22 protein-coding genes are annotated in these 22,222 nt (G+C 43.4%); 1 reads left to right on the forward strand and 21 read right to left on the reverse strand.

What is annotated here, in order from left to right:
• Nucleotides 1-51 precede the first annotated feature (51 nt).
• From NYE72_RS16405 to NYE72_RS16435, 7 genes are all read right to left on the reverse strand, one after another.
• Nucleotides 52-519 carry a DUF6773 family protein gene (locus NYE72_RS16405; protein WP_038571413.1) on the reverse strand — a complete coding sequence of 156 codons (468 nt, stop codon included), beginning with the start codon at nt 517-519 and terminating at the stop codon, nt 52-54.
• A 2-nt stretch (nt 520-521) separates the two neighbouring features.
• Nucleotides 522-725, reverse strand: a complete 204-nt coding sequence (locus tag NYE72_RS16410) for a helix-turn-helix transcriptional regulator (RefSeq protein ID WP_036676881.1) — start codon at nt 723-725, stop codon at nt 522-524.
• Between the two features lie 1,078 nt (nt 726-1,803).
• Nucleotides 1,804-2,406, reverse strand: coding sequence for a nitroreductase (locus tag NYE72_RS16415; protein ID WP_076099095.1), 603 nt, complete (start codon nt 2,404-2,406; stop codon nt 1,804-1,806).
• Between the two features lie 151 nt (nt 2,407-2,557).
• Complete coding sequence (pstB, locus tag NYE72_RS16420) at nt 2,558-3,334, reverse strand: phosphate ABC transporter ATP-binding protein PstB (RefSeq protein WP_036687516.1); 777 nt, start codon at nt 3,332-3,334, stop codon at nt 2,558-2,560.
• Between the two features lie 38 nt (nt 3,335-3,372).
• A complete protein-coding gene (gene pstA, locus NYE72_RS16425; protein ID WP_036687518.1) occupies nt 3,373-4,269 on the reverse strand; it encodes a phosphate ABC transporter permease PstA in 897 nt (298 codons plus the stop codon).
• Nucleotides 4,266-5,168: a phosphate ABC transporter permease subunit PstC gene (pstC, locus tag NYE72_RS16430; protein ID WP_036687519.1), complete on the reverse strand. Its 903-nt coding sequence runs from the start codon at nt 5,166-5,168 to the stop codon at nt 4,266-4,268. The genes pstA and pstC overlap by 4 nt, the downstream gene beginning before the upstream one ends.
• A 90-nt stretch (nt 5,169-5,258) precedes the next feature.
• Nucleotides 5,259-6,194 (reverse strand): phosphate ABC transporter substrate-binding protein PstS family protein, encoded by a 936-nt coding sequence (locus tag NYE72_RS16435; protein WP_036687522.1) that lies wholly within the window; start codon nt 6,192-6,194, stop codon nt 5,259-5,261.
• A 328-nt stretch (nt 6,195-6,522) separates the two neighbouring features.
• On the opposite strand from NYE72_RS16435, the gene NYE72_RS16440 reads away from it, so the two are divergent.
• Entirely contained in the window at nt 6,523-7,413 is an 891-nt protein-coding gene (locus NYE72_RS16440) for a LysR family transcriptional regulator (protein WP_076223783.1), read from the forward strand.
• A 50-nt stretch (nt 7,414-7,463) separates the two neighbouring features.
• Here the strand turns inward: NYE72_RS16440 and NYE72_RS16445 are convergent, their stop codons facing one another.
• From NYE72_RS16445 to queC, 14 genes are all read right to left on the reverse strand, one after another.
• Nucleotides 7,464-8,453 carry a substrate-binding domain-containing protein gene (locus NYE72_RS16445; RefSeq protein ID WP_036687526.1) on the reverse strand — a complete coding sequence of 330 codons (990 nt, stop codon included), beginning with the start codon at nt 8,451-8,453 and terminating at the stop codon, nt 7,464-7,466.
• Nucleotides 8,450-10,234: a sensor histidine kinase gene (locus NYE72_RS16450; protein WP_038571423.1), complete on the reverse strand. Its 1,785-nt coding sequence runs from the start codon at nt 10,232-10,234 to the stop codon at nt 8,450-8,452. Before NYE72_RS16450 ends, NYE72_RS16445 begins: the two co-directional genes overlap by 4 nt.
• Nucleotides 10,231-11,841: a response regulator gene (locus tag NYE72_RS16455; RefSeq protein WP_076106763.1), complete on the reverse strand. Its 1,611-nt coding sequence runs from the start codon at nt 11,839-11,841 to the stop codon at nt 10,231-10,233. The genes NYE72_RS16450 and NYE72_RS16455 overlap by 4 nt, the downstream gene beginning before the upstream one ends.
• A gap of 80 nt (nt 11,842-11,921) precedes the next feature.
• Nucleotides 11,922-12,902 carry an ABC transporter substrate-binding protein gene (locus NYE72_RS16460; protein ID WP_076106765.1) on the reverse strand — a complete coding sequence of 327 codons (981 nt, stop codon included), beginning with the start codon at nt 12,900-12,902 and terminating at the stop codon, nt 11,922-11,924.
• Between the two features lie 60 nt (nt 12,903-12,962).
• Complete coding sequence (locus tag NYE72_RS16465; protein ID WP_036687770.1) at nt 12,963-13,916, reverse strand: ABC transporter permease; 954 nt, start codon at nt 13,914-13,916, stop codon at nt 12,963-12,965.
• A gap of 71 nt (nt 13,917-13,987) precedes the next feature.
• Nucleotides 13,988-15,487, reverse strand: a complete 1,500-nt coding sequence (locus NYE72_RS16470; RefSeq protein ID WP_036687534.1) for a sugar ABC transporter ATP-binding protein — start codon at nt 15,485-15,487, stop codon at nt 13,988-13,990.
• Between the two features lie 225 nt (nt 15,488-15,712).
• On the reverse strand, nt 15,713-16,558 hold the full coding sequence (locus NYE72_RS16475; RefSeq protein ID WP_076099090.1) for a class I SAM-dependent methyltransferase: 846 nt from the start codon (nt 16,556-16,558) through the stop codon (nt 15,713-15,715).
• A 32-nt stretch (nt 16,559-16,590) separates the two neighbouring features.
• Nucleotides 16,591-17,505 carry a DMT family transporter gene (locus tag NYE72_RS16480; RefSeq protein WP_176462518.1) on the reverse strand — a complete coding sequence of 305 codons (915 nt, stop codon included), beginning with the start codon at nt 17,503-17,505 and terminating at the stop codon, nt 16,591-16,593.
• A gap of 142 nt (nt 17,506-17,647) precedes the next feature.
• On the reverse strand, nt 17,648-18,784 hold the full coding sequence (locus NYE72_RS16485) for a zinc-dependent alcohol dehydrogenase (RefSeq protein WP_076273253.1): 1,137 nt from the start codon (nt 18,782-18,784) through the stop codon (nt 17,648-17,650).
• Nucleotides 18,785-18,865: 81 nt separating this feature from the next.
• Nucleotides 18,866-19,684 (reverse strand): VanW family protein, encoded by an 819-nt coding sequence (locus tag NYE72_RS16490; RefSeq protein WP_076142194.1) that lies wholly within the window; start codon nt 19,682-19,684, stop codon nt 18,866-18,868.
• Entirely contained in the window at nt 19,685-20,206 is a 522-nt protein-coding gene (locus NYE72_RS16495; protein ID WP_036687540.1) for a cysteine hydrolase family protein, read from the reverse strand. It abuts the gene before it with no gap.
• 135 nt (nt 20,207-20,341) lie between these two features.
• Complete coding sequence (gene queE / locus NYE72_RS16500) at nt 20,342-21,064, reverse strand: 7-carboxy-7-deazaguanine synthase QueE (RefSeq protein WP_076316482.1); 723 nt, start codon at nt 21,062-21,064, stop codon at nt 20,342-20,344.
• Nucleotides 21,057-21,539, reverse strand: coding sequence for a 6-carboxytetrahydropterin synthase (locus NYE72_RS16505; RefSeq protein WP_036687544.1), 483 nt, complete (start codon nt 21,537-21,539; stop codon nt 21,057-21,059). Before NYE72_RS16505 ends, queE begins: the two co-directional genes overlap by 8 nt.
• Complete coding sequence (gene queC / locus NYE72_RS16510) at nt 21,539-22,201, reverse strand: 7-cyano-7-deazaguanine synthase QueC (protein ID WP_036687545.1); 663 nt, start codon at nt 22,199-22,201, stop codon at nt 21,539-21,541. Before queC ends, NYE72_RS16505 begins: the two co-directional genes overlap by 1 nt.
• Nucleotides 22,202-22,222 lie beyond the last annotated feature (21 nt).

Consider the following 22,222-nt stretch of genomic DNA (forward strand, 5'->3'; position numbering starts at 1 on the left):
TGATATTAGTTTTGCAAGAGATTGTTATCTTTAATATTTAATATTTAATATTTAACTCTCAATGTTCTTGTCAGCATTTTTGTTGGATTTATTAATTATGTACCACATCGCCCAAGTGATCCCTATGAAAAAAACAACCGCCCCCACGAGAGTACTCGATATATTTTTTCTAATATCCACTTCTCCCGCTTCTCTAAAATCAAGCAAAAATGTTAGCGTGGCCCAAATAATCGTGCTGATAACACCCGATATTAAATGAATCTTCTTAAACCGTCTGAGTTCTCCTTCCTTACTCGGCAGCAGGTATATCCCATCTTTGACACAACGAACGGTAACATACAAGCAACCTAACAGCATAATCCCAAAAGTATCTACCCAATATTTGATGTCCCATTCCAGGATAAATACTTTTACCAAAAGGCTGATCATAAATCCCACTAACACAATCAATAATCCGTGCGTACTAAACTTCTGAATTTCTGTGATAATTCGTTCGTCTTTAATCTTTGGCCCTTTCACAACTAATCCTCCCAAAAAATATCGTTTAATGACGTATCTAACGCCTTGCAGATGGCTATGCACAGCTTAATCGTCGGGTTATAGTTACCAGCTTCAATCAGGCCGATCGTCTGCCGTGTAACCCCTACAACTTCCGCTAACTGTTCTTGGGAAAGATTCTTTTGGATCCTTGCCAGCTTTAACTTGATGTTTTTGTTCTCTCCCACTCCATAACCTCCCTTTAATGTTTGTGATGCATTCCATTTTCCACCATTGTAATCTATATCGGTCATTATGTACATTATATATTACATTTGTTTATTGGGATCAACATTTCACTTTAGGATCGACGTGTCATTTTAGGATCCAGACTTCATTTTCCATTCCCTCTCCGTCAGGAAATACTTTCTCCCCACCGTTGGATCAAATGGTGAAGAGTGATTGTAACTGAGTCCATAGCCAGTCAGCTGCGATGCCTAACTCGCCGCCTTTGCTAGTATGTAAGTACACTTTTGCCAATAGTTCGGACTCAGATGACCTTATTATGCAAATTCGAGTGTTTTCTGCGGGTTATCGGACTCAATTGCAGCTATTTACTCAAAACCACACCAATTCTGCGCCTTTACAAGGTAATAAGAGCTATGGGGTCCGATACTTCTACAAAATGACTCAAAAAGCTCAAATAGCTGCAATACAGTCCGCAACATGAGGTTCTTTAGTTAGTTTAGGTTAGTTTGGGGTTAGTTCGCTTATTCGCCGTTGCATCGGACTGAGGAGTCCTTATTTCGTATATTTGCAGCTAATTGACGTGCTATCGGACCCAGTTGCAGCTATTTACTCATAACCATACCAGTTCTGCACAGTTACATGGTTATAAGAGCTATGTGGTCCGATACTTTTGCAAAATGACTCCAAAAGCTCAAATAGTTGCAATACGGTCCGATGCGGAGGTCAGTAGGAAACCCGCAGGAGGTTAGTAGGAGGTCAGTAGGATATCACTAGGAGCCCGTAGGAGGTCTGTATGAAGCCCGCAGGAGGTCACTAGAAAGCCCGCAGGAGGTCACTAAGAAGTAAGTAGAAGGTTGAGCCACATCAGCAGAGGAACCGGCAGCGAAACGTGATCAGCACCTAGCACCCAGTAGCCCTCCCCTTACTATCGCTAGTCAAAGTAACAAAAAAAAGCATCCCTAAGGATACTTTTGATATTTCGATGCTTATAATCTTTCGATCTTTTTGATATTTCGACGCTTTTTCGATGTTTATGATCTTTCGCCGCTTTTAATATACGGATGCCTTCGACTTTCCTTATTCCACTACACCATTCTCTGGATAGAAGTCTACGATCTTCAGCAGCTCCGAAGCGTCTGTGCGTGGACGGCTGTCAGGTACAGTCTCCGGATATCCGGCATGGATCATGGCTACAATTTTTTCGCCGGGCTTCACACCAATTTTAGTGCGGAATTCAGGGTTGTTGATGTATGGATCAGTCTTCCAAATCGTTCCTACACCTTGTTCCCAAGCTGCGAGCTGGAAGTTCTGTACTAGTGCGGACGCTGCTGCAAAATCCTCGTCCCACTCTCTTTGCCGAGGATCTTCAGGCATCACTACGATTACTGTTAATGGAATATTCGAGATATATTCTTTACGTTTAGCAGCCACTTCTGGATCAGCTATAGCACGTTTTACAAAAGCAAATGCAGATTCAGCTAGGAATTTCGAACCTTCCCCTTGAAAAGCAATAAATCTCCACGGCTCACGCACACCATGATTCGGTGCCCATACCGCTACATTTAATAATTCCTCTAAAAGGCCTTGTGGAAGTGGATCTTTTTTAAAAAGCTTAATCGAGCGTCGTTCTTTTATAATTTCGGCCACACTATTCTGTTGAGTCTGTTGAGATTGCGTCATAAGATCCACTCCCTAATATAGTAATAATGATAATCATTATCACAAATGATACAGCATCTTTCTGCCTTTTGCAAATAATAGGCAACCATTCAAATCACAACTCTTGAATTCACAAAAAAACACCGTTCCCGAAAGAACGATGTTCACAGCTTCAGCCGAATCGGCCCATGATATATTCTTGCGTCATTTGATTCTCTGGATTGGTAAAGACTTTATCCGTCTTATCATATTCGACAAGGGAGCCTAGATAAAAGTATGCGGTATAATCAGAGATCCGAGCTGCCTGCTGCATATTATGTGTCACAATAACGATGCGAAGCTCTTCTTTCAACTCCTTGATTAGCTCCTCTACTTTACCTGTGGAGACCGGGTCTAGAGCTGATGCTGGTTCGTCCAAGAGCAGAATTTGCGGGTTAACCGACAACGCTCTAGCAATACAAAGGCGCTGCTGTTGTCCACCGGAAAGTGCAAGTGCTGAATCTTTTAAACGATCCTTTACCTCATCCCACAATGCTGCTTTGCGAAGACTGCTCTCAACAATCTCATCAAGAGCCTTTTTGCCTTTAATGCCGTGATACTTAGGTCCAAAAGCGATGTTATCGTAAATCGATTTATAGAACGGATTTGGCTTTTGCCATACCATCCCGATCTTCTGACGCAGCTTAATCACATCCGTACCCGGAGCATTAATATCCACTCCATCAATCCAGATGCTTCCTTTTGTTTTTGAGCCAGAAATTTCGTCATTCATCCGGTTCAAAGAACGAAGAAAGGTTGATTTACCGCAGCCGGATGGGCCGATCAGTGCAGTAACCGTATTTTCAGCAAATGGAAGGCTTATCCCCTTTACTGCCTCATATGTTCCGTAAAAAATACTCAGGTCTTCGGTTTGAAAAGATTCACGCACTGCTGTTGCCGACGTTCCCATCGATTACTCCTCCTACATCTCTACTTTAATTTGTATGATTAGTTCATTCTTTTTGAAGCTGTAAGCTTACGATAAATAAATCTTCCGAAATAACGTGCTGCCAGATTGAAGATTAACACCATAATTACAAGCACCGCCGAAGCTCCCGCAGCAATCTGTGCAGCATCTGGAGCTAGACCTTCACTGTTGACCTTCCAAATGTGGACAGCCAGCGTTTCCGCTGGACGGAAGGGATTCAGTGGCGAATTCGCACTAAGTGGATTCCAGTTGGTGAAATCCAATCTAGGGCTACTCATTCCTGCTGTGAACATCAACGCAGCTGCTTCCCCAAAGACACGGCCAGCGGACAAGATAGTACCTGTAATAATTGTAGGTAATGCTACCGGAAACAACACCGAGGTAACAATTTTCCACTTGGATAATCCTAGTGCAAAACCGGCCTCTTTTTGTTGTTTTGGAACACTACGAAAAGCTTGCTCCGTAATCCGCACCATCAGTGGTAGATTAAAGACCGTCAATGCCAATGCACCGGAGATTAAGGAGAAGCCTAGATTGAAATAGTTAACAATCAGCAATAGACCAAACAAGCCGACTACGATGGAAGGGAAAGATGACAATACTTCAACAATCAAGCGAATAAAGCCGGTAATCTTACCGGGACGAGCATATTCCGCCATATAAATACCGGCACCCAGTCCAAGCGGAACTGTAATAATAAGTGTCAGTACTAACAGGAATAAGGAGTTAAATAGCTGTGGTCCGATCCCTCCACCTGCACGAATCTTTTGCGGTGCGGAGAAAAGAAAATCCCAACTGATATGGCTTAAGCCTCTAAAGAGGATATATCCCAAAAGTCCAAGTAGAATGGCAACGATGAGCATCGCGAAAAATACAATAAGACTGGTGGCAATTTTATTTACGGTTCTCGGCTTCAAATTTTATTTCTCCTTTCAAGCATTCTCACAAAGAAGACAAATACGAAAGTCATCAGCATGAGAACCAGTGCCATACTCCACAGTGCATTATTGTGAGGTGAGCCCATGGTCGTGTTCCCCATACCGAGTGTGATCACACTGGTCAAGGTAGAAGCTGACTCAAAGAGTGATTTTGGTACGAATGGCGCGTTCCCGATAACCATTTGTACAGCGAGTGCTTCACCGAAAGCACGAGCCATTCCCAATACAATCCCTGTCATTATGGCAGGAAAGGTTGTTGGAATAATCACCCGCGAAATCGTCTGCCACCGGGTGGCACCAAGCGCATAGGAAGATTCTTTTAAGTTTTGCGGCAATGAAGCCAGCGCGTCTGCAGCCACGCTTGTAATCGTCGGAAGAATCATTACCGAGAGCACAAGCGCGCCTGCAGCTACCCCGATGCCTTGGCCCGGCAGGTTGTTGCGTAGAAACGGTACAATTACACTTAATCCGATGAAACCATATACTACCGAAGGAATCCCTGCCAAAAGCTCAATAACAGGTTGAAGTAATTTTTTGCCCCACCCTGGAACAATCTCAGTCATAAATAACGCAGCGCATAAGCTAAGTGGACTAGCAATCAATGCGGCAAGCAAAGTAACCAGAAAGGACCCCGAGATAAATGGAAAAGCTCCGAAGGAAGGCGTATCCGCTTCTGGCGACCACTTTGTACCGAATAGAAATTCAGAAACTGTAGCATTACCACTTGTGAAGGTTGAAATTCCTTTAGACGCTACAAAATATACCATCGATACAATGATTGTTATCAACAGTAATACACAGAAGGACATATAAGTACGTCCAACAAAATCTTCAATATGATGTTTTTCGAATCGTGAGTTCTTTAGTTTCACCCTCAATTGCTCCCTCTTTCTAAAGTGAAAAGAGAGGCAGATGTATCCGCCTCTAATCACTTGAGATTCTAATCAATAACATTGCCTAGAATTTAATTACTTAGCGGTAACAGTTCCTGCAACGTCGCGAACAACTTGCATTTTAACAGCTGGGATGTATCCAAGTTCAACAACTTCACCAGTTTGCACTTCGTCAGTTAAGAAAAAGTCGAGGAATGCTTTTACTGTCGCGTTAGGTTCACCATTTGTGTACATATGCTCGTAAGCCCACACTGGGTATTTACCAGAAACAACATTATCAACAGATGCTTCCACACCGTCAAGACTAAGTGTTTTAATGGAATCATCCAGGTAAGAAAGAGCAAGGTATCCGATTGCCCCTGGAGTTTCACCGATCATTTTCTTAACCGTACCGGAGGAATCTTCTTGAATCGAACCTGGGATATCTTCTGTTTTGGTTCCAAGTGCAAAGCTTTCAAAGGTTGCACGAGTACCGGAGCTGCCTGGACGGTTGATGATTTGGATTTTTTGATCCGCTCCGCCTACTTCAGACCAGTTAGTGATTTTACCAGTGAAAATGTCCACCAGTTGTTGTTTAGTTAAGCTATCCACACCAGCATCAGGATGAGCTACTGCTGCGATCGCTACTACTGCTACTTGATGATCTACGAGTGCTGCTGCTTTTTCTGCATCTGCATCTTTTAATTTTTCTTCTGCGAATACGTCAGAGTTTCCGATATCTACTTGTTTCTCAGCTACTTGAGTAAGACCAGTACCACTGCCACCGCCTTGAACTTGAATGTCCACGCCAGTGTTTTTATCCATGAAATTCTCTGCTACCAGCTCAACCAAGGGTTGTAATGCTGTTGAACCAGAAGCCAGAATCGAACCACTTATTTCAGCGCCGCCGCTTCCTTCGTTAGTTGCTGCAGCGTTTCCTCCTGTGTTGTTTGCCCCGCCGTTACCGCAAGCCGATAGTGCCAGTACGCTTGTTAAAGCCAAAGTCATGATCCATGATTTTTTGAATTGCATTGTTTTGTCTCCTCCTAAATGGTTTGTTAGCATGGCTCCCTGATCAGTTCATACCAAACTGGCTTCGAAAGCTTTAACATGGTGTTGTGGAGCTTGGCCCCCATATGCATGGTTACTGTAAAAGTTCATCAAACGCATATGTTATATGTTGTCCGGGACTTCTTGGCCCCTCTGACTCTTCTTATTCTAGAGCTCGTTCGTTAGAGAAACTTCTTATCTTTGTAAAGTGAACGAAAAAAATACCAATATAAAGTGTATATCTGTATAGATATAATCTATAATGGAGATATAATTTGTAATCCAACTTAGCATTATGTGGAGGAAAGTCATGAATATTATGAAATTGAACATCGTAGTTCTAATTGAAAAATATAAAAAGGTAACCGATGTAGCCGCAGAATTAGGCCTTAAACAGCCTACTGTTTCTTTTCATATGAAGAATCTGGAGGCTGAGCTCGGAACCCCTCTATTTCTTTACCGCAGCGGAAGAGTGCTGCTTACGGATGCTGGGCGAGCCCTTTATCAATACGCCCTCAAAATCGTTTCCCTCACAGCAGAAGCTGAGCGTACAGTCAAACAATTTTCTTCTCCCTCAAAAGGAACATTAGAGCTGGAAGCCAGTTTTATTCCTGCAACTTATATTTTACCTAATGTGTTAATCCAATTCATGAAACTCTATCCGGGGATTAACAACTCCTTGACTGTTCAAAGCGATGCTTTGTTACGTGAACGTCTCCGTAGTCGGGATATTCAGATGGCCATTTTACATACTTCGGATTGGCAGGACGAATCTTTTGATTTTCAGCTTATTGTCCGTGATGAACCTGTCCTAATTTTTGCACCTGGTCATCCATTTGAAGACCTAAAGAAATTAACACCTGAACTAATTGCCAATGAGCCGTGGATTCAGCATGAGCAAGGATCTTGTTTACGGGGGTATGCCGATCAATGGGCACAATTCAATCAAATCCGTTTATGGAACCGATCCGAGTTGAATTCTCCAGAAGTGATTAAGCAGCTAGTTAGCGGGAGTGACTGTGTTGGCATATGTTCTAAAGCGGCTGTTAAAGCTGAGATTGAGCTAGGCAAGCTTAGCTATGCCAACCTACCAGGGATTTTGCCTGAAAGCGGCGGGTTTGTGCTCGGCTGGCGTAAAGATCATATTTTAACACCGTTGCAGCAATCCTTTGTTGACCTTGTTGAGTCTCTTACCCCTTAAACAAAGGGTAGCTCCTAAATCCACGAATGGTTTAAGGAGCTACCCTTTGTTTATTCTATAAAAGGAAACATTAATTTCTCATTTTCACTTAAATACATATTCTCCTTCGTGATGACCACGGAGCCTGTGTCTATTATCTGTTCCACTTCCTCACCCTCAACAGCTTCAATCGCCGTCTTCACAGCTAAGTACCCCATATTAAAGGGCTTCTGCATGACCGTGCCAAGCAAAATCCCTTTTTCGAGGAGCTTCACCTCATTGCTAGAATTGTCGAACCCAAACAATTTCACTTTGTCCTGAAATCCCATATCCATAATCGCCTCCCCAGCACCTAGTGTAGAAGGTTCATTAAGACCGATTATTCCCTTTAAATTTGGCTCGTCCTTTAGCAAATCAATAGTTAACTGATACGCTTTTCGCACGGAACCATCACTGTATAATGTAGGCTGCACATCATGAACTCCATTTTCTAAAAGGGCGTCACGAGCTCCTCTTTCCCTCTCTATTGCTGTCGCAGAGCCTTGTACAAAGTTAACGATGGCGACTTTATCCTCTGGATCGATATATTTTCTTAACTCCTGCCCTGCCTTACGTCCTGCTTCATAATTATCCGTAGCAATAAAACTCTCTGATACACCACCGCTCAAGCCCGAATCTACAGTAATAAGCGTAATGCCAGCTGATTTGATCTTTTCCGCGATTGGAATGAGGCGATAATAATCCGTAGCAGATAAAATAATGGCGTCAGGCTTCTCCTTAATTGCTTGCTCCAGCAGTTCTATTTGTTGATCTACATCAAGCTCTGTATCCGTTCCAACCGTGCGAACCTCTGCACCGAACTCCTTAGCCGCTGTTGCCACACCTTGTTTCATCACTTCCCAGAATTCAATACTGCTGTCGATAGTCTTGGGCACATAAATAATGGTCCTAACCTTTGCGTCAAGCTCATTTGCAAACATACGATAGGCTAATGAACCCAAAGTAACAATGAAGAGCAGCAACAGAGTATACAGGCCAATTTTTGACCGTAATGCGCTCATTGACTCTCCTCCTCATAAATTACAGGTATTCGTAAAGTGGCCGTCGTTCCTTCCTCCATCTCGCTTGTAAAAGACAAACCGTATTTCACACCGAAATACAGCTGGACACGATGGTTCACATTTGCGACACCTACACCGCTGCCAGTCTTGAAATCTGATTTTTGCAGCAGTACCTTACCCATCTGCTCTTCATCCATCCCAATACCGTCATCAATGATCTGTACGATAATATCGTTCTGTTCTTGTCTTGCCCGGATCAGAATGTGCCCTTGCTCAGGATTATGTTTTATGCCGTGATAGATCGCATTTTCAACCAAAGGCTGAAGTACCATTTTTAAAATGCTGCAGGTTAGGATATCTTCTTGTACCTCTATGGAATAAGTGAATTTATTACGATAACGCATGTTCTGAATCGTTAAATAGTGCCGAATATGCTCTAATTCTTTGGCCAGCGGAATCAATTCCTCACCCTCACCAATTGTTGAACGGAGCAGCTTGGATAGAGATGAAGTCATCTCCACCACTTCCTCCATCTTTCCTGTCTCTGCCATCCAAATAATCGAATCAAGTGTATTGTACAAAAAGTGAGGTTTAATCTGCGCTTGCAGCGCCTTCAGTTCACTGACACGCTTCATCTCTTGCTCCAAGACGATCTGCCCCATTAACTCTTTAATCTTCATGATCATAAGATTAAACGTACGAGCAAGCTTGCCGATTTCATTCGTGCTCTCAATCTCTACGCGTATGTCGAACTCTCCACGTTCCGCTTTTTTCATATTCAGCTCCAAATTCTTCAGCGGTTTGGTCAGTGCGTACGAGAGAAATATCGATATAGCCATAGCAAAAATCAAACTAATTGCTCCCCATAAGGCGGCGGTTCCTTGCATACGTTGCTTGTTCGCGACCAAATCATCCGGATAAGTGACTCCAACTATTTTCCAGCCAAAGCTGGTAGTGTCCACAGTGTACAGTTTCTGGTCATTCCCCGTGTTAACCGTAACAGATCCATTTTTGATCCCAAGGACCGTCTCCAATTGTTCGAACTTGAGCTGGGAGTAGATCAACTGCTGTTGTGGATGATAGACAAGGCTACCTGCGGGATCGACGATAAAAACATAACCGCGTTTTCCCAGTTCGATTTGTTTACATAGATTATTAATTACACTGTAATTGAGATCTACGAGCAGTACACCTTGTTGATCCGCTTCCGTCACAGCATTCGCATTCGAGAGCTTTCGGCTTATCGACACTACCCACCGGTATTCATCTTGAAAGATGTGCTGCACATGAGAGGAAGAAACTGCAACGTCTAGTTGATTCATAGCTTTTTGATACCAATCTTGAGCTATTAGTTCAGGAAGCGGTTTCAAAACAGCATGCTGTCGATCCGAAACGGTCATGCCATCTGAGCCTGCATATAATATAGAGGAAATATCCGAGCGGGACTGAACGACTGACCGGAGATAATGACTGGCAAGCAGTTTATCCTTAAGCGCCTCTTCTTCATCTAATTTCGAGCCTTTTATATATTTCTCTAGATCACTGCTAGTTAACACCAGAGCAGCTATGCTCTCCATATTGCCAATGTAATTCTCGATATTCAGTTTTACTTGTTCTATTAATTGTGAAGTGTAGGCTACAGAATTGCCCTTGACTGCAGCTGAGGACAGGCGATAGGAAGTATAAGTCAGGACAATAGTTGTGCAGAGGATAAGAAGTGAAAAGGAGACAGCAATATTAGTATGAATACTTCGGCTGCGGAAAAAGCGCTGTGATCTCATAGAGAGAGATTCTCCTTCTGCCGGTGTCGATATTCCTTCGGTGTGCTTCCTACATTACGTTTGAAAATAACACTAAAATACTGTGGATCAGCATAACCAACTCTGGCAGCGATATCATATGTCTTCAACTGTGTGACCGTAAGGAGTTCTTTTGCTTTTTCCAAACGGAGTCGAGTCAGATATTCTATAAATGTTTCTCCAGTATGCTGTTTAAAAGTTGCACTGAAATAACTGATGCTCATAAAAATATGGCTACACAGCTCATTGAGTGAAAAGCTGTCATTACAATAATTCTCGCGAATATAAGCTTCTGCGGCTTGCATCTGAGAAGTCCGAACCGTTGTTCTCTGTGCCGATAGTTTAAGTATCAGCTCATGGCAAGTCCTCTCCAAATAATTTCTAGCTTCATCTAAAGTCTTAAGCGCAGCAACCTCTGCAAACATATTATGCGAAACAACTACTGTATTTGGGAAGCCGATGTCGACTACATAGTTCATCAAAGAAACCAGCAGCTGATAGATGCTGCTACGGCAACCTTCTATAGAGGAGGTATTACTTTTAAGCTCCTGAAACCACTTCAACAGAATTTCCGATACAGCTGAAGCTTTACCTGTCTTTAAAGCGGATATGAATTGCTTTTCCCATGAGGTGAAATGCGCCTGATCCAATCCCTTGCCAAACTCAAGATCCTGTATGGAGATAACTTTATTTATGCCTAAAAGGTAACGATATTCTATGGAGGAGACCGCTTCTTGGAAGGATAGTGGAATTTGTTGTACAGTATTATATTTTCTACCGATGCCTATGGTTGATGACAGCTTCAAATATTTATTTAAGCTACTCTGGACTTGCTCTGCGAGAAGCTGCGTTGCTACTTCTAACGCCTCTGAATTGCCGGATAATATCGCAGCGATTTTTCCATCTCTCGTCTGGAATACCACTCCGTCTTGCTCTTTCTCCAGCTGCTCTTGAACAATGTTAAAGGCGCCGAAACGCAGTAGCTCTGCATCGAAAGTTATGTTCTGGCTTCGTTTCTCCAGTTCTATATCTATAACGAGCGCAAGGTACACTTGACCCTGCAACTGAATATGAAAATAACTCAATTTATTCTCGATTTCTTCGCTTTTCATTCGAGTAGTTACCAGCTGCTCCAAGAATCGTTCCCGCAGCAATGGAAGACTCTGATTAAGTTGCATACGAAGCTTAACTAAATTCGCTTTTTGTAAATGCTCTTCATCTAAATCCTGCTTCATCTTACTTAGAAATTCAGCAAACTCACGTGCATTAATCGGTTTTAATAAGTACTCAGTCACCTTTAGCGTTATCGCCTGCTTCGCATATTCGAAGTCTTCATATCCAGTGACGATAATGACCTTCATATCCCGGTACCTATCCATCACAGCTCTGGCCAATCCCAGTCCATCCATAAAAGGCATACAAATATCAGTAATAATTACGTCAGGCCGATGCTGCTCGATCGCTTCCAGCGCATCTCGGCCATTATCGAAATCACCAACTAGCTCAAACCCATATTTACTCCATGTGATCTTCTGTTTGATCCCTTCGCGAACCTCATCTTCATCATCAACCAGAATTATCTTATACATCCAACACCTCCACAACTTTAAACTTATCAGCATAAGCATAATAGAGGCCGCCTGCGTGAGGCAACCTCTATTATTAAACTCTATTCGTATAGTAGAGGTTTGATCTCATCGGAATCCATATTGTTTTTATCATACCAGTGGAACCCCGTGTCGATGTTCTTTTCAACCGCTTCCCCTTTAATCGCTTGCACAGCTGCCTTCACAGCTTGATAGCCAATACCAATGGGGTCTTGTGTAACAGCGCCAGCCACAACACCACTGCGGATAGCATCCATCAACTGCTTGCCAGAGTCAAAGCCGACGACTACGATCTTACCATTCATTTGCAATTCATTTACTGCATTAGCCACACCTACAGCAGAACCTTCGTTAGAGCCATAGATTCCTTTCAGATCCGGATTTGCCTGCATCATCGCTTTCGCAAGGTCTGTGGACTTTAACTGATCTCCACCCCCATATTGCGGCTCTAACACTTGAATATCCGGATATTTTGCTTTCATTTGTTCCAAGAAGCCATCGCGACGCTGTTGCCCTGTGCTGCTCGTTTGGTCATGTATGACAAGGCCCACTTTACCTTTCTTGCCAATCAGTTCAGCCATTTTATCTGCGGCCAAAGCAGCTGCTGCTTTATTGTTAGTCGCTGCTGTTGCTACAGGGATATCACTGTCTACACCAGAGTCGAAGCCGATGACCGGAATCTTATTTTCCTTTGCCTTTTCTAGATAAGGAATCGCAGACTTGCTGTCTAGTGCGGCTAGCGCAATTGCTGCTGGCTTCTTGTCGAGAGCTGTTTGCAGCATCTCAATTTGTTTATCCACCTGACTCTCATTTTCTGGACCTTCGAAGGTAATCTCAACATCAAACTCCTTAGCAGCTTTCTCCGCTCCTTGCTTTACCGCTTGCCAGAATTGATGCTGGAACCCTTTTGATATGACTGGAATGTATGGTTTGTCTGAACCGGATGCACTCTTGTTACTATCATTGTTGTTACATGCACTCAGCAATGTAGTAACTAATAACAGACAGGCAAGCATGATAAACCCTCTACGACGCAGTTTCATTTGAATCTTCCCCCTCGTCATTTGCTTTGTATATCACTCCGGATGGAGATCATACCAAGTTCATTGCTTACGGCGGCGTAGAATATCAGCGTAAACCGCAATGATGATTACAACACCGACAATGACCGTCCGCCATTCCTGAGCAACAGACATAATCTGCAAGCCATTCGTCAACACACTCATAATCAGTGCGCCAATAATCGTGCCTAGAATAGAACCTACACCTCCACTTAAGGAAGTCCCGCCAATGACCACTGCCGCAATAGCCTCTAGTTCATAACCGGTGCCCAGTGATGGCTGTGCTGAATTCAAACGTGATGCCATCAGGATACCTGCGATTCCGCTAAAGATCCCTGTAATGGAATAGATAATAATCTTCCATTTGACTGTGTTCACACCTGATAAGCGAGTAGCTTCTTCATTACTGCCAAGTGCGAAGTTGTAACGCCCAATAATCGTCTTAGACAAGATTATGCTTGCGATCATACCGAGTAATAAGAAGATAACGATGGTGTTGGGTATACCGGGGATCATTTTACCCATGGCGATCTTGGCAAAGATCGGATCATCGTTGAAATAAATGGGTTTGGCTCCTGTGATGACAAGCGACAAGCCTTTGGTGACCATCATAATCGCCAGAGTGGCGATGAAGGGTGGGATGTTCATCTTCGCCACCATCAAACCGCTGATGAAGCCGCACAGTGCTCCAGCCAGAATCCCACCTACAATGCCTAACGGGACGGGCAGACCCCAGAAGGTAATAATGACTCCAACCATAACAGATGAGAATGTCATTACAGTACCCAGAGCGAGGTCGATGCCACCCGTTATAATAACAAAGGTAGCTCCAAGCGCTAATACTCCGATTACAGCTGTAGAAACTAGAATTCCGACAAGATTTGAGAATTGAAAAAAGTTACTGGAGGATAAAGAGAATACGATGACCAATATGATCAGACTTGCAAATGCCAATAATTTTTGTTTGAATCCGGATTGCCCTCCCGTTTGCTTCATACCCGCTGGCTGACTAATCTCTTTATCCGCGATCTTCATAGTCCTGACACCTCCGGTTAACTCTTGAACAGTTATGAACGTTTCGTCGCATATTTCATAATCGCCTCCTGCGATGCTTCTTCTGCGGGGAGTTCTCCTGTTATACGCCCTTCACACATAATGATAATCCGATGGCTCATTCTTAGAATCTCAGGAAGATCTGAAGAAATGATAATGATCGCCTTCCCTTGACTCGCAAGCTGATCCAGCAGCTTATAAATTTCACTTTTCGCGCCTACATCAATACCTCTTGTGGGCTCATCGAAGATGAGTACATCACAGTCTCTCGTCAACCACTTGCCGATGACCACTTTCTGCTGATTACCCCCGGACAGAAACTTAACCTTTTGACCTACACTTGGAGTTTTGGTGGCTAGCGCTTCAACATGCTGCTCCGCTGAGCTTCGCATCTCCCGCTCCTTCATCCAGCCAAATGAATTACGGAATTTATAAAAGGAGGCAATCGCATTATTCATGCTGATATCCATATCCACAAGCAGTCCGAAACGTTTACGGTCTTCGGACAAATACCCAATACCATGCTGTACCGCTTGATGTGGCTGACGTATACGAACCGATTTTCCATGGAGCATAATTTCACCCTCATCGATGGGATCGGCACCAAATACGGCACGAACAACCTCGGTACGTCCAGCTCCCATTAAACCAGCGAAGCCCAAAATCTCACCTTTATACAGATGAAAGCTAATATCCTTGAACGCATGCCCTCTAGAAAGATTCCGAACTTCTAAGACAACTTGCTGAGTCTGTTTCGCAATCGTTGGTTTCGACGTTTGATATAATTCACGTCCAACCATCATGCTGATGATCTGATCAATCGTTATTGAATCGGTACGAACGGTATCTACATAACAACCATCGCGCATAACTGTAATGCGGTCTGTAATTCGCTTCAATTCATCCATGCGGTGAGAGATATAAATAATTCCCACACCTTTATCTCGTAGCTGCTCAATCATTCGAAATAACTCGTTAATTTCTGTATCTGTTAACGCGGCGGTTGGTTCATCCATGATCAATACCTCGGCTTGGAAAGACAAGGCTTTAGCGATTTCAACCATTTGCTGATTAGCAACGGTCAGATCTGATACCAAAACTCTGGGATCCAGCTTCAGATTCATTTGATCAAACAAAACCTGAACTTTTCGGTTTATCTCTAAATCATCAACGAACCATTTCAGAGCTTTTCGCGGCTCTCGTCCAATGTAAATGTTCTGGGCGACCGTAAGATGAGGCATTAAATTCAATTCCTGATGGATGATACTAATTCCAAGCTCCTGTGCTTCACGGGTATTAACAATTTGCACTTCATTTCCCTTGTACCACATTTGACCAGCATCCTTGGAATAGACACCTGTCGCAATCTTCATAAGGGTAGACTTGCCAGCGCCATTTTCTCCTACTAACGCATGAACTTCTCCACGCTTCAGCTCAAATTGACATTCATTCAAAGCATGAACACCTGGGAAAAACTTGTTGATTCCCTCCATACGAAGCAACACTTCGTTCATTTTGATATCCACCTCAAATTCTTTGAGAATGCATTAACCCTTAAAGTAATCGCTTACAATCCGGAATGTAAAATCATTGTATTCCCTATAAGTTGCCATTGTAATGGAATAATCTCCGTAAAAAAGTTTAAAATTTTATGTTTTACACACAAAAAAACTGAACCGAGAGCACCTCAGTTCAGCACAAATGTTATATCCTAAAAAATCACATGTCAGCGATCCCTCTTACAGGCTTGCGCCATTTCCAGCCACCAATGTGAAGGTCTTAGGAATTCCCTTATCATACACGTCGGAAGATAGATTAGGTTCTTCTACTAATTGGCGGATCACTAGTCCGCTATTAGCTGCAGCGGTTACAATTTCTCCGAGTGTCCAGCGGCGCCAATACACAACACTATGCTCTTGTTCACCTGCTGGTGTACCTGTGGAAGGCAAATACTTGGAATAGGATACCTTCTTCTCTTCCAATGATGAGTCAAAATAATCTCCGTTTACTTTGTGTTTGCGTACCTTCGCAGTAGATCCCTTCGAGGAAATAAGCTTGGTCGTTACCGGATGAAAATCGCGGAGTACAAATACGCCTCCAGGAGAAAGCAATCGGCGAGCTGTTTCCATGAATAGTGTAAGGTTGGTAAAGTAATGAACAATTCCTAACTCCGCGAAGACGATGTCATATGAACCATCAAGGACGTCTTCTGGCAGCTTAAGAATATCTGAGACGATATAGGTTAGTGGTACCCCTGCTTCTTGGGCAAGATCAGCCGCATATCGCGCATTGGCTTCCGAGAAGTCAGCAACCGTTACTTCCGCACCTAGTAATGAGAGTGCCACGGCCTTCATTCCGTTTGAGCCCATTAAATTCATCATTTTCTTCCCCTTCACCTCTCCAAAAAAAGAAAGGAGCGGGTAAAGCTTTGCACTTGGTTCCTTTATTAATTTTGCAGCTGCTTCTGACGGTGTACCAAACCGAGTTACCCAAGCGGTATAAGTATCTTCGTTCCATAGTTCTTCGCTTGTTGGCACAGCGTTTTTTTCTGCCTGATTATTTGAATATTGATTCTGCTCTTCCATCCATTGCTACCCCTTTATGTGTAAAATATCTGTTATGAAGCATTCTGAATGGCATCAGCCATCCGGATAGTTTTCCTTCTTCCCGCGTACAAATATACTGCGAGTCCAATCATAACGAGCAGCCCACCTGCCCATTGTAAGGTTGTTAGCTGTTCACCCAAGAGTAAATACGCTAAGATACTGGCACCCACTGGTTCTCCTAAAATGTTCATTGAAACCGTAGTCGCAGATACATATTGTAGTAACCAATTAAACAAAATATGGCCAAACACCGTTGGCACCACTGCTAACAATACAAAGATTCCCCATTCCTTGGCCGGATAATTAAAAAAGGAAATCCCCATGAACAGATTGTATACGGCGAACACGCCAGCGGCTGACAAGAAGACAATCAAGCTATATAAATAAGAGGGCATGCGCACCACTAGCTTTTGACCGATCAGCATATGTACAGCTACCGCGACAGTGCCTCCGACCGATAATAGATCACCTTTAAGATTATCTGCAGAGATTCCAATATCACCCCAGCCGATAAACACGACACCGCCAATTGCAATGCCAAGCCCTAGAATAGCAGACAGAGCTGTCTTTTCCTTATACAAAAAATAAACACCCAGCATAATAAATACAGGCTCCAGCGCCATGATCATTGTTGAACTAGCTACCGAAGTATACTTTAATGATCCCATCCATAGCAAAAAATGCAGCGCAAGCATTGCGCCTGAAAGGATGAGCATTAGCCAGTCTTTTTTACTTAGAGCAAAAGCAGCTCCACTATAGGGTCTTGCAAAAGGCAGCATCAGCAGTGAGGTAAATAATAATCTGTACATGCCTTGTATAGATGCAGGTGCATCAGACCATTTAATAAAAATGGCGGAAAAAGAGATGGCCACAATCCCTATCAACATTAATAGTGGAATCGGAAGTGGCGGTTTTTTAAGTTTCACATGTTACGCGTCCTTTCAATATCTTAAGTCACTTATGTTAATTTAACGCAGACCGTGAAAAAATGCATCTTTTTTCATAAGATTTCACTAAAAAAAGCACAAGCAATGTCATTTCTGACGAAAGCTCATGCTTCTTAAAAGGCTAGGGCTTCAGAACAACCTTGATGCAATCTTCTTTTTTCTCACTAAAAACGTCATAGCCATGCTCCGCTTTACTAATTGGCAGGCGATGCGTAATGATATCTGTAGGATCAAATTTATTTTCTTTAATCATCTTATACAGCAACGGCATATAGTGAATCACCGGCGCTTGTCCCATCTTTAATGTGATGTTTCGTTCAAATAGCTGACCCAGCGGGAACATATTGTAATTAAGTCCATAGACCCCTACAAGCTGGATGGTTCCGAATTTACGTACGATATCCGCGGCCATTCTGAATGCACTGAGCGAGCCCCCTTGCAGCTTCAGAACCGTTTCCACTTTCTCCAAGGCAGATATTTTGGCATCTAGACCCACACAGTCAATAACCACATCTGCGCCCCCATGAGTGATCTCCTTCAAATGAGCCCCAATGTCCTTGATCTCTTCGAAGTTATAAACTTCAACATTATTGGTCAACTTCGCATGTTGCAATCGGTAGCCGATATGGTCAACAGCAATGACTCTAGAGGCTCCTTTGATCCAGGCAAACTTTTGAGTTAGCAGTCCCACGGGCCCGCAGCCGAGAACAATGACCGTATCTCCCGGCTTCACTCCCCCGCTTTCTACTCCCCACCAAGCAGTAGGCACAATATCAGATAAGAAAAGAATTTTCTCATCTTCCATTTCTGCATCCTCCGGAACTACAAAAGGCCCAAAATTACCATAAGGTACCCGCAGCAATTCAGCTTGTCCGCCAGCAAAACCGCCATAAGTATCGGAATAACCAAGATAACCGCCTGTGTCCTTGGCGTCATTAGCATTGTCGCATTGGCTCTCCATCTCATGCTGGCAGAAAAAACACTGCCCACAGGCGACATTAAAGGGGACGATGACTCGGTCACCTTTTTTGACTCTAGTTACGTCAGGTCCCACTTCCTCAACAATCCCCATCGGCTCATGACCAATAACATAATCATCATGCATACCTGGAATTTCTCCGTTATAAATGTGCAGATCCGAGCCACAAATCGCCGTAGTGGTAATCCGAACAAGAATGTCATCTTTTTTCTCAAGCTTCGGATCAGCTACTTCTTTAACTTCCACTTTTTTCTTCCCTTGGTAGGTTAGTGCTTTCATGCTGTTAATCCGCTCCTTTGGAGATGGTCTAGAGATATAACGATCATACCTTTCTATGTTATATCCCTAAGCCCTAACCTCTTATCCATGAAGAAGCGGAGAATACATCATCAGTGCGTAATTATCAGTTACAGCTTCATCTCCAATTAGATCTCCAGATCGGGTATATACTTTTCGACTGATCTTATTACTGCGTATATATCCGCCCCAAGGCTCTAGACTAATCCTATGATCACTTTCGTATACTTCATAATCATAAAGCGCCTGCTCATTGCATCTCCATTCCCCGTGTAAATGGCTATCGTCCAGCCAGAGCTTTAGTTGATACGTTTGAGCGGTGTTATTTTTCAATTGAAGATCCAAATAGTTATAAGAACAGGTCGCCCCGCTTCCAAAAGGTTGTGTACGTTGTTCATCTGGAAATACATCATAGCTGTGACGATGCCGTTCCATAACGGTAAGTGGTGTGTGCAGTGCCATCCAATAGATCAGATTAGACAACTGGCATAAGCCTCCTCCAACCCCGGAATGAAAACCACCATAATGCAGCACCATACCCTCCAGATACCCTTTTCGTTTAGTGGGCTTACCAATACTTCTCCAGTAGGAAAAAGTCTCCCCCGGCTGCACAACAAGTCCATCCAGCTTCGCAATTGCCAGCCGTAAGTTAGTAATTTTATTGTATTGAAGCAGCATATCTACATTCCGAAGACTTCTTAATAACGGGGTAGCATGAGTCATAGCTGCATAAGATAATGTTTCATCCGTACGCTGCTTCGCTATTTTGCTTCGTCCAGTGTACCATTTCAAATATCTTTTCCAAATAAAATATCGTTTGCCAGCAAACAATCTAAGGCGAGAACGCTGAATAGGCTTCATGGCAGCCTGGGGTGTATTCATCTAGAACTGAACCTCGCTTTCAGCTCGTAACTGGGCGAATCTACCTCCAATTATCGCATTATGATGCTTAACGATCTCCCTACTACTCAGAACCCCATTATCAAAGGTGCTATGAGCATCTGAAACCAGTACACTTTTATATCCCATGCTGTATGCGCGTCTTATTGTCGTATCCAGACAGAATTCACTTTGCATCCCACAGATCACCAGATTCGTGATCCCGAGCTTTTGGAGTTCATCTTGCAATTCCGTTCGGTGAAAAGCATCCCAAGTAGGCTTCTCAACGATAACTTCGCCTTCCTGCGGTGTGATGCGGTGACTGATCTGCCAAGTGGGTGTACCTTTTGTGTACTCCTCATCTTCGGTATGTTGAATATACACAATAGGAGTACCTGCTAATCGAGCTTTTTGCTGAAGGGAGACAATCCTGTCCATCACACCCTCTTCATCGTACAGCTTTAGTTCATAGGAGAACATGGCTTCTTGAACATCGATAATTAATAATGCTGTTGATTGTTCCAAATGAATAACCTCCAAGAGCTTTTTTCAAAATCATACCAGAAACTGGGACAGACTATCTACCTACTAGAAGTTACAAATGTTAAAAATAAAAACCGAGCATCTGTAAGCAGATACCCGGACGATTTCATCAATCTTTTATTTGCCACGCTTATTATGCCAGATCAATGCATGCAGCTGTGGAAGTACACGAACCTTGTTCATATCCGAATCCACGATTACTTTATTAAACAACCACTCCAGCCTTCCCAGAAGTCGAGCAGAAATGTTGCCCTCTTCCGTGACATCATCATTACCAGGCTGCAGAAAGAGCTGCACATTCGGATATCGCTGGTGAACGTTTTTCGCATAATCAAAATCCTTATCATCAAACACTACGACCTTCAAGCTATGCGTAGAACGACCCAGTTTCTCCATCTTACTCATGATGTTATCTAGCATTTCCCAATTCGTTGTCATTCCTGAGCTTGGAGGTTTAGGACTGATTGTCAGCACATCCACGTCATTGAACCAATCCTGCCATTTACTCCCCTGAGTTTCTATCGCTGCTTTTATTCCACGCTCATGAAGCAGGTTGATGAAGGTACCCATTCCTTCACCAATCAAGGCAGGATTACCGCCTGAAATCGTAACACAGTCGAAATTATCTCCAGCTAACGCCAATAATTCATTTATGATTTCTTCTGCTTCCATCATGCGAACCTTATTCTTAGCCGTACCATCCCAAGTAAAAGCGGAGTCACACCAGCCGCAGCGATAATCGCAGCCATAGGTGCGGACAAACATCGTCTTCACTCCAATTACCGCACCTTCGCCTTGAATAGTTGGACCGAACATTTCAGTTACAGGAATCTTACTCACAGTCACAGCCTCCATACAAACGGTAGGATGGCCCTTCATCCGGAACATCTTCAGCCAGCACCTCTGCCCAAGAGGTTGGAGTCTCCCATAGCTTTACCGAGTATAAAGGCAATCCTGCTTGCTTAAGCTTGTAGGCAATATATGAAGACATATTCTCCACTGTGGTGCGGAAAGACAATAAGGCTACTTTGGAGCCCGTATTCGTTAACGTCTCTAACACAGGTTCATTTCCCATAGCAAGAAAAGCGTGATCTAAACGATCTACAAGGCTTTGTTGTACTGTCATTTTGATATCGCTGAAATCAATGACGAAGCCTTCATCCGAGTGGCCTTCCGCGGCCATAGGTTTGCCCTTAAGCACTACTTCGAGCTTATAAGTATGTCCGTGCAGATTGCTGCATTTCCCTTTGTGTCCCACTAACTGGTGTGCCGCATCGAACGTAAATATTTTGCAGACTGAAACCTCGTTAAGCATTAAGAGCCGGCCTCCATTCTCTCCGCCTCATATTGCTCAAGACCACGCTGACGCAATAGACAGGCTGGACAAGTACCGCAGCCACTGCCAATAATACCGTTGTAACAGGTCAGTGTGTGTTCGCGAACATAATCAAAATACCCCAGTTGATCTGCCATTTTCCACGTTTCTTTTTTATCCAGCCACATTAGGGGAGTGTGGATCGCAAACTCATAGTCCATAGATAAGTTCAGCGTAACATTCAATGATTTCACAAAAACATCACGGCAGTCCGGGTAACCGCTAAAGTCCGTTTGGCAAACCCCAGTGACGATATGGGAGTACCCCAGTTGTTTAGCTAATATTGCGGCAAAAGATAAAAACAACAGATTTCGTCCATCGACGAAAGTACTTGGAAGCTCATCCCCTTCCCCAGCCACGATATCAATATCCTGACGGGTAAGAGCATTGGGTGCCAGCTGATTAAGCAGCCCCAGATCAAGAATATGCTGTTTTACATTAAACTTAGCTGCTATCTCTGTTGCAACTTCGATTTCAGCCGCATGACGTTGATTATAGTTGAAGGTAACTACCTGCACTTCCTCATACTGCTGCAATGCCCAAACCAGGCAAGTGGTGCTATCTTGTCCGCCGCTGAATACGACGAGTGCTTTTTTGTTCATATGAATCTCTCCTTATCACAA

This window comes from Paenibacillus sp. FSL L8-0333, from assembly GCF_037965665.1.
GTDB classification, from domain to species: domain Bacteria; phylum Bacillota; class Bacilli; order Paenibacillales; family Paenibacillaceae; genus Paenibacillus_AQ; species Paenibacillus_AQ odorifer.